10 protein-coding genes are annotated in these 9,992 nt (G+C 69.0%); all 10 read right to left on the bottom strand.

Features of this window, described 5'->3' with window-relative positions; translation table 11 throughout:
• Positions 1 to 1,368: elongation factor G (gene fusA / locus ACTHM3_RS03175; RefSeq protein ID WP_440404641.1), on the bottom strand; the 1,368-nt coding region annotated here is incomplete at its 3' end.
• A 105-nt stretch (positions 1,369 to 1,473) separates the two neighbouring features.
• On the bottom strand, positions 1,474 to 1,944 hold the full coding sequence (gene rpsG, locus ACTHM3_RS03170) for a 30S ribosomal protein S7 (protein ID WP_284254386.1): 471 nt from the start codon (positions 1,942 to 1,944) through the stop codon (positions 1,474 to 1,476).
• 8 nt (positions 1,945 to 1,952) lie between these two features.
• Positions 1,953 to 2,327, bottom strand: a complete 375-nt coding sequence (gene rpsL / locus ACTHM3_RS03165; RefSeq protein WP_284254385.1) for a 30S ribosomal protein S12 — start codon at positions 2,325 to 2,327, stop codon at positions 1,953 to 1,955.
• A gap of 304 nt (positions 2,328 to 2,631) precedes the next feature.
• The gene (locus ACTHM3_RS03160; RefSeq protein WP_440404640.1) at positions 2,632 to 3,414 is read right to left on the bottom strand and encodes a hypothetical protein; all 783 of its coding nucleotides are present in this window, start codon (positions 3,412 to 3,414) and stop codon (positions 2,632 to 2,634) included.
• A complete protein-coding gene (locus tag ACTHM3_RS03155) occupies positions 3,414 to 4,205 on the bottom strand; it encodes a hypothetical protein (protein ID WP_440404639.1) in 792 nt (263 codons plus the stop codon). Before ACTHM3_RS03155 ends, ACTHM3_RS03160 begins: the two co-directional genes overlap by 1 nt.
• Positions 4,202 to 5,239, bottom strand: a complete 1,038-nt coding sequence (gene pilM, locus ACTHM3_RS03150; RefSeq protein ID WP_440404638.1) for a type IV pilus assembly protein PilM — start codon at positions 5,237 to 5,239, stop codon at positions 4,202 to 4,204. Before pilM ends, ACTHM3_RS03155 begins: the two co-directional genes overlap by 4 nt.
• A gap of 20 nt (positions 5,240 to 5,259) precedes the next feature.
• Positions 5,260 to 6,093: a prepilin peptidase gene (locus ACTHM3_RS03145; RefSeq protein WP_440404637.1), complete on the bottom strand. Its 834-nt coding sequence runs from the start codon at positions 6,091 to 6,093 to the stop codon at positions 5,260 to 5,262.
• A complete protein-coding gene (locus tag ACTHM3_RS03140; protein ID WP_440404636.1) occupies positions 6,090 to 7,904 on the bottom strand; it encodes a hypothetical protein in 1,815 nt (604 codons plus the stop codon). Before ACTHM3_RS03140 ends, ACTHM3_RS03145 begins: the two co-directional genes overlap by 4 nt.
• Positions 7,901 to 8,563, bottom strand: coding sequence for a PulJ/GspJ family protein (locus ACTHM3_RS03135; protein ID WP_440404635.1), 663 nt, complete (start codon positions 8,561 to 8,563; stop codon positions 7,901 to 7,903). Before ACTHM3_RS03135 ends, ACTHM3_RS03140 begins: the two co-directional genes overlap by 4 nt.
• Complete coding sequence (locus ACTHM3_RS03130; protein WP_440404634.1) at positions 8,560 to 9,969, bottom strand: hypothetical protein; 1,410 nt, start codon at positions 9,967 to 9,969, stop codon at positions 8,560 to 8,562. The genes ACTHM3_RS03135 and ACTHM3_RS03130 overlap by 4 nt, the downstream gene beginning before the upstream one ends.
• Between the last annotated feature and the right edge of the window lie 23 nt (positions 9,970 to 9,992).

The raw sequence follows: 9,992 nt of genomic DNA, 5'->3' as shown, positions 1-9,992 counted from the left end.
GGTCTGGCCGGTCTCCTGGTTCTGCTCGGTGCGGAACGTCGGGTCCTCTTCGGCCAGCTTCTGGATCGCGGTGCCCAGCTTCTCCTGGTCGGCCTTGGTCTTCGGCTCGATGGCGACCTCGATGACCGGCTCCGGGAACGTCATCGACTCGAGGATGACCTGGTTGTTCGCGTCGCTCAGGGTGTCACCGGTGGTGGTGTCCTTGAGGCCGATGACCGCGTAGATGTGACCGGCGGTCACGCCGTCGACCGGGTTCTCCTTGTTGGCGTGCATCTGGAAGATCTTCCCGATGCGCTCCTTCTTGCCCTTGGTCGAGTTGATGACCTGGCCGCCCGACTCGAGCTTGCCCGAGTACACGCGGATGTAGGTGAGGCGCCCGAAGAACGGGTGGGTCATGATCTTGAACGCGAGCGCCGAGAAGGGCTCGTTGGCGTCGGCGTGACGCTCGATGACCTTCTCCTCGTCGCGGACGTCGTGGCCCTCGATCGCCGGCATGTCGAGCGGCGACGGCAGGTAGTCCACGACCGCGTCGAGCATCGGCTGGACGCCGCGGTTCTTGAACGCGGAGCCGCAGAACACCGGGTACAGCGCGCTGTCGATGGTGAGCTGGCGGACGGCGGCCTTGATCTCCTCGGGGGTGATCTCCTCGCCGCCGAGGTACTTCTCGAGCAGCTCCTCGCTCGTCTCGGCGACGGTCTCGAGCAGCACCTGGCGGTACTCCTCGGCCTTCTCGACGAGGTCCGCCGGGATCTCCTCGATCGCGTACTCGGCGCCCATCTTCACGTCGCCCTTGGCGTCACCGCGCCAGGTGAGCGCACGCATGTAGACGAGGTCCACGACGCCCTCGAACGAGGACTCCGCGCCGATCGGGATCTGCATGACGAGCGGCTTCGCGCCGAGGCGCTTGATGATCGTGTCGACCGTGAAGTAGAAGTCGGCGCCGAGTTTGTCCATCTTGTTGACGAAGCAGATGCGCGGCACGTCGTACTTGTCGGCCTGGCGCCACACCGTCTCGGACTGGGGCTCCACGCCCTCCTTGCCGTCGAACACCGCGACCGCGCCGTCGAGGACGCGCAGGTTGCGCTCCACCTCGACGGTGAAGTCGACGTGCCCGGGGGTGTCGATGATGTTGAGCTGGTAGCCCTCCCAGAAGCACGTGGTCGCGGCCGACGTGATGGTGATGCCGCGCTCCTGCTCCTGCGCCATCCAGTCCATCGTCGCGGCGCCGTCGTGCACCTCGCCGATCTTGTGGTTGACACCGGTGTAGAAGAGGATGCGCTCGGTCGTGGTGGTCTTGCCGGCATCGATGTGCGCCATGATGCCGAAGTTGCGGACCTTCTTGAGGTCGGTGAGCACGTCCTGTGCCACGGGGGTTCCTTACTTCTTGAGGGTGAGTGGGTCGAGGAGGCGCGAAGCGCCGTATCGGGACCGGGATCTCGATACGCGCTCCGCGCTACTCGATCCGCATGCGTGTTACCAGCGGTAGTGCGCGAAGGCCCGGTTGCTCTCGGCCATCTTGTGGGTGTCCTCGCGGCGCTTGACCGCGGCGCCCAGGCCGTTGGAGGCGTCCAGGATCTCGTTGGTGAGGCGCTCGGTCATCGTCTTCTCGCGACGCGACTTGGCGTACGAGGTCAGCCAGCGCAGCGCGAGCGTGTTCGCGCGGTGGGGCTTCACCTCGACCGGCACCTGGTAGGTCGAACCGCCGACGCGGCGGCTCTTGACCTCGAGGGTGGGGCGCACGTTGTCGAGCGCCTTCTTGAGGACGGTGACCGCATCCTGGTCGGACTTCTTGGCGACGCCCTCGAGGGCGCCGTAGACGATGCGCTGGGCCAGGTCCTTCTTGCCGTCGACGAGGATCTTGTTGACGAGCTGGCTGACCACGGGCGCGCCGTAGACGGGGTCGTTGACGACGGGGCGCTTCGGAGCGGGTCCCTTACGAGGCATGTTCGGGCCTACTTCTTGTCGAGCTTCGCGCCGTAACGGCTGCGAGCCTGCTTGCGGTTCTTGACGGCCTGGGTGTCCAGGGCGCCGCGGACGATCTTGTAGCGCACGCCGGGGAGGTCCTTCACACGACCGCCGCGGACGAGCACCATCGAGTGCTCCTGGAGGTTGTGGCCCTCGCCGGGGATGTAGGCGGTGACCTCGGTGCCGTTGGAGAGCTTGACGCGGGCGACCTTGCGGAGGGCCGAGTTCGGCTTCTTCGGGGTGGTGGTGTACACGCGCGTGCACACGCCCCGCTGCTGCGGGTTGGCCTTGAGGGCCGGCGCCTTGGTCTTGACGACCTTCGGCGTGCGGCCCTTGCGGACCAGCTGCTGGATGGTGGGCAAACCTGCTCCTGTTTTCGGTGCTGCACGGTGACAGCTGATGGGTTTCCATCGGGATCCGCCCCCGGCCCCGGAATCGGAGCGGGACTGCCGGCGGATATGCCGTGGGGGTCGAGCCGCCGGGTGGCGGTGACCCATCCCCGTGCACGGTCGAGCCGCCCTCGCGGGCGGAGCGTCTGGCAGGGGGAGTGCATGCGACGCGCGCATACCCGATCAACTGTACTACGTCGTGTGACATCGCGCAGTGGTGCGTGAGCATGAGGGCGGCCCGGCCCCCTGGGATCGGGACCGGGCCGCACGTGACGTCCTATCTGGTGGGACTGGACGTCGGCGTCGGCGACTCGGTCTGGGAGGAATCCGTGGTCGCTGACGCGGTCGAGGCGGACGGGGCGGCCGCTGGATCGATGAGGGCGAAGACGTACCCGGTCACGGTCGTCTTGTACGTGCCGCTGGTGTTGGTGTCGGTCTTCGAGCTGAGCGTGCCGACCGCGTACAGCCGATCGCCCGACTGGAGGGCCCTGACGAACGCCAACGTCTGATCCCACCCGCCCTGGATGCTGATCGAGACGGGCACCGGGATGAAATTGGCCGCGGTGATCTGCCGGTCGGTGGTCGCGCTGTAGGCCGCCTTGCTGGACGGTGCGGAGGGCGCGGGCGCCGGCGTGGCGGACGCGCTCGGGGCGGGGGTGGCGCCGCTCGACGACGCGGAGGCAGCGGGCGCGCCCGGCGACGTCGCGGGCGCGTAGGGCACGGGATCCGTCACCGCGATGTTCGCGATGGTGACGCCGGCCGCCTTCGCCTCCCGATCGAGGTCGGCGACGAGCGACGACGACGCCAGGTTCGACGGGATCGACGCCTGCAGGCCGGTGAGTTCAGCGGTCAACTCGCCGAGCTTCCCCTTCTGCGCGCGCAGCTGGGCCAGGGCCACCTGGGAGGAGGAGATCTGCGTGCGGACCGATCCGAGCTGGTCCTCCGCCGCCGCCGCGGCGGCGAGCTGCGGCTGCGCGACGAGGAACCACCCCGCGGCCACGAGCCCGACCATGAGCGCCACCATGAGCACGGTGAAGATGCGGTGCATCTGGGTCGTCATCACTTGGCTCCCGTGGTCGCGGCGGGCGACGGTGACGGCTGATACCGCCCGTCGAACGCCTTCTGGTCGATGTGCAGGATGATGTTCGCCTTGTAGGTGCCGGCGCTGTCATCCCGCACGATCGTCGTCGGCTCGACGTCGACGAAGCCCGGGAGCGTCTCCAGGGACGTCAGGATCTGCGCGACCGGCGGGATGTCGGCGCTGCGCGTGACGATCGTCAGCGTCGCGACGCGGCCGCCCTGCAGGGGGACGAGGTTCGCCACATACGGGGTGACCGGCGTCGCCTGCTCGATCTCGGCCTGGTCGATGGCGACGCCCGCCGGCATGAGGGCGGCGACCTTGTCGAGATAGCCGCTCCAGTCGATCTCCGTCGAGGCGCCGACCTTCTGGCCCGCCTTGATGAGCTGGATCTGCTGGGTCGCACCCCGGACGTCCGCGAACTGTCCCTGCTGCTGCAGCAGCGCCACCTGCTGCGACTGGGCCATCGCGAGACCGACGCCCGACAGGGTCGACCATGCCACGGTCCCGCCGCAACCGAGGACGACCACCGCCGCGACACCGATGACGCCGAGGCGCAGGGAGCGCCGGGCGCGCAGCTGCGAACGCTTCACCCGGATCTCGGGCGGCATGAGGTCGACGCGGGGCATCCCGCCGATGGTCAACGCGCCGGGGCGGCGCACATCCTCCGGGTTCGGCCGCGGGCGGCGAGGCCGGTCGCGCGGCGACGGCTCGGCGTCATCGGCGACCTTCTTCGTGCCGCCGATGGGTCGGGTGAGGAAGTCGAGGCTCATGCTGCACTCCCGAGGGCGAGGCCGATCGCAACCGGCGCGTGGGCGCGGGCCGTACGGAGTCCGTCGGCCGCGAAGGATCGGGCGGTCCCGACCCGCTGGAACGGATCCGCGTCGCGGATGGGGAGCCGGGTGAGCTCCGAGAAGGCCTCGCGGATGCCCGGCATGTCCGACCCGCCCCCACTGAGCACCAGCTCGGCGACACGGAGCTCGGGGTGGTTCGACGCGAAGTAGGCGATGGTGTTGCGCACCCCGCCGAGGAGCTCGCCGGTGGCGTGGTGGATGGTGTCGATCACGGGACGCTGCTCCGGCGTGACCGCTGTGGCCATGACGCCGACCTGCCGTTTGATCCGTTCGGCGTCCTCGAAGGCGATGCCGTGTCGGGCGACGATCGCGTCGCTGACGTCGCGGCTGCCACCGGGCAGCACGCGGACGAAGCGGGGAACGCCGGCGACGGCGATGACGACGTTGGTCGTCGACGCACCGATGTCGATGAGCGCGCTCACCCCCTCGGCCGAGCTCAGGAGGCGGGTGAGGGCGAACGGGATGAGATCGACCTCGGCGACGCGGAGCCCTGCCGACTCCACGGTCTCGACGTTGCCGAGAACGGCCTCCTTCACCGCCGCGATCAGCAGCCCGTGGATCATCGGACCCTGCTCGGTCTGCTCGCGCGAGACCGGGTAGAAGTCGAGCAGCGCGTCCGCCACCGGCACCGGCAGCAGATCCTGCACCTGGAAAGGGAGGGCCTCGCGGATGCGCGCGAGCGGCGCCTCCGGCACGCTGTAGTCGCGGGACAGGACACGCTGGTTGCCCATGCCGAGCACCACGTCCTTGGTCTTGAACCGAGCTCGCGACCACATGACCCGCAGCGCGCGCTGCACGATGTCACGGTCCACGACCTCGCCGCGGTTCACGGCCTCGATCGGCACCGGCATCTCGAAATAACGCGTGAGCACCGGCTTGTGCGCCTGGTTGACGATCTCGGCCGCACGCAGCACGCCGTGACCGATGTCCAGTCCCACCACGGATTTCGCCATCTCTGTCCTCCCTATATCTCTCAGGCCAGTCCCACGAGGGCGAGATAGCCGCCCACGATCTGCTGCCCGAACACGATCCCGATCCATGCGCCGGCCAGCATCCACGGCCCGAAGGGGATGCCGGTCGTGCGGCCCGCCCGACGCAGGGCCAGGAGCACGACGCCGAACAGGCCGCCGAGCACGAAGGCCGCCATCGCACCGACCGCCAGTTGGCCCCACCCCAGATAGCCGAGGAAGAGCCCGAGCACTCCGGCGAGCTTCACGTCGCCGAGCCCCATGCCGCGCGGCGCGACGAGCGCGAGCGCGAGGTAGACCGCGAAGAGGATGCCCGCGCCCGCCGCGAGACGACCGAGGGCGACCGGGTCGCCCCCGACGAGCGCGGCCGCGCCGAGGAGAACCGTGCCGACGGCGTAGCCCGGGAGCACGATCGCGTTCGGCAGACGGTGCACGTCGAGGTCGATGAGCGCGAGGGCGATGGAGACCACGGCCAGGTAGGCGTACGCCACCAGCTGGAGGACGGCCGCGACCACGGTCGAGGCGTCGGCGGCACCGCTGATCGAGGGCATCGACCACAGGGCGACGCCCACCACGGCGAGGCCGCCGCCGAGTTCCACGAGCGGGTACCGCGGCGAGATCCCGGTGCGGCACGAACGGCATCGACCGCGGAGCAGAAGCCAGGAGACGATCGGGATGTTGTCCCGCGCGGCGATCTCTTGCCCGCACCCCGGACACGCCGAGCGCGGGCGCACGACCGACAGGCCGGCGGGGACGCGGTAGACGACCACATTGAGGAACGAGCCGACAGCGAGTCCGAGGAGCCCGGCCATCGTCGTGAGGATCAGAACCATCGTCATGAGGTCGGCGCTCCCGTCGCGGTGTAGGCCGCGGACACTTCGACCTGCTGCGAGACGCTGAAGGCGGTCGTGACCGGTTGGAGGAACTTCGGCGGGGCCGTGTTCCGCAGACGGGTGTCGTATCCGTACGACTTGGTGAAGCCGGTGCCGCCGGAGGTGCCGACGGCACCGCGCCACTCCTGGGCGATCGAGCCGAGCACCGTCAGCGTGCCGAGCTGCGGCCCGTACGCGTAGTTCTGCACCGTGAAGGTCCCGCCGTTGGAGGCGATGGCCGCGTCGATGGTGACGTTGGCTCCTCTGCCGTACCTCAGGAGGGTGCAGCCGCCGGAGCAGGCCATCGGGTTCCAGACCGCGACGGACGTCTGCCCGACGAGACCGAGGATGTCGTTCACCGCGTCCTTGTAGACGATGGAGCCGACGACATACACGTGCGACTGGGCCCCGATGGTCAGCGCGCCGTGGAAGGTGCCGGAGACGAAGACATCCCCGTTGCGGCAGTAGTACGGCGAAGCCGTCGAGGTGTTGCCCACCGAACCGACGTACTCGGAGGAACCCGGGTAGTTGTCGCCGAGCGGTGACAGAAGCCCGTTGCCGTAGGTGGTCGTCGAGGTCGTCCCGCCCCACCAGGTGCTGGTCGTCGTGGTCTTGGAGCAGACGATCGCCCCGCTGCCGGGGGTCGTCGGTTGACTGGTCGGGTAGTTGGGATTCGATGGATCGGTCGGCACGTTCTGCACGTAGACGAGGTTCGCCGAGAGCGTCACCTTGGCGCCGGTCGCGCTCCTGAGATCCGCCGCGGAGCCGCACGCGCTCGCCATCGTCCCGCCGAAGGTGCCGTCCGCCTTCTGGTAGATCTGGGTGGCCTTCGACCACGGCGAGATGACGTTCATCGAGCCGTCGGCGTTGAACGTGATCGACGTGGGGCCGGTGTAGACGCATCCGGGAGCGGCGTTGGTGTCGGACCGCGCGGCCTGGATCATGTCGGTGTTGGTCTGCGGCATGTCCAACGACGAGACCTGAGCCGGCTGCGGCTTGGGGAGCGTGAAATTAGCGTTGCCGCAGCCCGAGGGCTTGTTGTAGACGTTGTTGGCCGCCGTCGACTGCACGGTCTGCTTGAACGTGGCCCCGCAGATCGTGAACTCGTCGTTGGTGCGGATCGGACCCCCCAGGACATCGCCGGCGGCGAACTGCACCGGCTGGCAGGCGGTCATCGACGAATAGGCGGGATCGGTCATGTGCACGGACAAGCAGGGCAACCGGTAGTTCCCGGCCTGCGTCTCGCCGGTCAGGGCCGGATTCGACGACTCGAAGTCGGTGAAGTAGAGGTAGTCGATGAACCCCGTGCCGCGCACCGTCGCGACGAGGGAGCGGGTCTGGCCGCCGGCACGGCCGGTGACGCGCACGTGGACCGATCCCGTCGATGCGTAGGCGGCGTTGTTGACCTCGTAGCGGTAGCTCTCCGTGCCGTTCGAGCCACTGACCGTGGCCCACGTGCCGCTCGCGGTCGTGCCGAACGCCGGGTTGGAGTTGGTGCCCGTGAAGGTGCTCCCGGTGGTGAAGGGCGTCGTCGTGCCGTAGTGCCAGTAGCCGTTGTCGTTGGTGATGCGGCTCTGGTAGTCCGCGATGCCGGCGTAGGCGGCCTGCATCGCGTTCAGGCTCTGGGCGTCCGCATACGACTTGTACGCGCCACTCGTGGAGACGGCGGCGCCGGTCATGACGAGGAGTGTGATGACGAGCCCGATGCCGATCACGGCGGGCAGCGCCACCCCGTCGTCACGGCGACGGAGAGCGCGGAGCAGTCGGCGGACGATCACGAGGTGGTCCCCCCGAACTGACCGACGTTGAACATCGCGACGGTGTTGCTCAGATGCGTGTCGCCGGGCGTGCCGGCGGTGGAGGACCCGTACTCGAGGTTGATCTGCACCGACTGCACCGACGCCGCGTCCGCGGTCGGGACGCCGGCCGCCGTGAGGTAGACGAAGAGCGCGCTTCCGTCCGACGTCGGAGACGCGACGGCGCCGCCGAGATTGATCTGCGTGAACGTCGACGAGAAGGTGCAGTACCCCGTGGTCGCGCTGCAGGTGGACGGGTAGAGCTGCTCGATCAGGTTCTTGCTCGTCGCATCGACGTAGTAGCGCACCTTGACCGGCTGGGAGGCGGTGTTGACCAGGTTCACGTAGGCGTAGAAGGTCACATCGGTCGGGCTCATGTTCGCGAGTGCGGGATTCACCCCGCCCGCGGTCGGGTAGGTCGTGGCGGCGTGGAAATAGCGGCTCATGGTGTTCATGGCCGTCGTCGCCCCGCGCGTGTTGACGTCGGACGACGCCTGCACACCGGACGCCCTCGTCACCGAGACCAGCAGGCCGCCTGCCGTGACCAGGATCAGCAGACCGAGCGCACTCGAGACCATCAGCTCGACGAGGGTGATCCCCCGCTCCGAGCGGCGGAGACGACGTGCGATGCGGACGATCATGAGGTCGGCACCGTTCGCGGATCGAAGGTGATCGAACTCGTCGTGCTCGTGACCGCGTTCACGGTGCCGGCGCTGATCGGCGTCAGAGTGCCCGCCGTCCCCGAGGGCAGCGGGGTGCTGGTCGAGCCCGATGTGGACCCCGCGTACAGCCGCCACGTGCCGAACGGCAGCGCGAGCGTCATGCTGCTGACACTCGGGATCTTGCCGAAGGTCAGGGTCTGCCCGGCCGCACAGCCGGGGTCGCCGTCCCCGGGCGTCGACGCCGAGATCGCTGTGAGGTACTTGCCCTGCAGGGAGGAGACGTTCCCGAGGGTCATCGTGCCCATCGCCACCGAGGTCGTCGGCGCCGTGGTGCCGGCCGCGGTCGCGACGGTGGGCGGCGCGGTCCCGACCGCGCCGTCCGAGGCCCGGGGTGTGGCCCACGCCCCGGGATTGGTGTCGAGGCAGCTCGAGGAGCTCGACGTGGCGTTGTAGACATAGCTGCCCGCGAGGATCGTGTAGCCGTCCGGCGAGAACGGGAACGCCTTGACGCTCGTGCCGGATCCGGTGATCTGCGCGGTCGCGTTCCAGAAGGTGACCGGCAAGTTGGTGGGAAGGGTGGCACCGACCGGATAGCTGAGCGGGAAGGTGCCGGCCAGGTCGTAGGTGAACTTCACGACGGTGTTCTGGCCTGCGACGACGACGGCGGTCGTGCTCGCCGAGGCGTTGCCCTGGACGTCGATGCCGCCCGAGGTGGAGGCGGTGACCGTGTAGCTCCCCGGGGTGACGAGCAGGCCGAAGGAGCAGCCGGAATTGTCGGTGTTCTGCGGCGACGTCGACAACGGCGAGCCGCCGCCGCCCGCCGTCGGAGCGACCGTGACCTTGAGGCCCGGCATCGGCTGCCCCTGGGCCCCGATGACGGTCACGATGATCGTGCCGGTCGCGTCGGAGTTGATGTTGCTGAGCGGGGCGATCGCGCTCGACATCCGGACCGACTGCGTCGCGCCGTTGGCGCCGCGCCAGCTCACCGTGTCGGTGACGTTCTTGTACTGCAGGGTGCCGGCGCCGGTCCCGCAGGCGCCGGTGGCGCCGGTGGTCGTCTGCCAGGAGACGGCGCGGTCGATGCTGTAGGCGGTGCCGCCGACCGTCTTCGTCACCGAGGATCCGGTGGACACCACGTTGAGCACCCCGTAGGCGCCCGCCGAGGCGAGGAGGCGCATCTGGTCGAGGTCGCTCGAGGCGAGCGACATGGCGGTCTCGCTGGAGCGCGAGTGCTGGGTGAGGGTGAGGGCGTTGAGCATGCCGTAGGCGGCAGTCGTCGCGATCACGGCGAAGACCATGAGTGCGACGAGGATCTCGCTCATGCCGAGGCCGTCCTCGTCGCGGGCGACGCGGCGCAGAACGCGGCTGATGCGGTGGACCGACATGACGACCTCCCCCCCGGGGTCTC

This window comes from Pseudolysinimonas sp. (genome assembly GCF_051954455.1).
Lineage (GTDB): Bacteria > Actinomycetota > Actinomycetes > Actinomycetales > Microbacteriaceae > Pseudolysinimonas.
The sequence above is the reverse complement of the archived record's forward strand: the minus strand, read 5'-3'. Positions and strand labels throughout refer to the sequence as shown.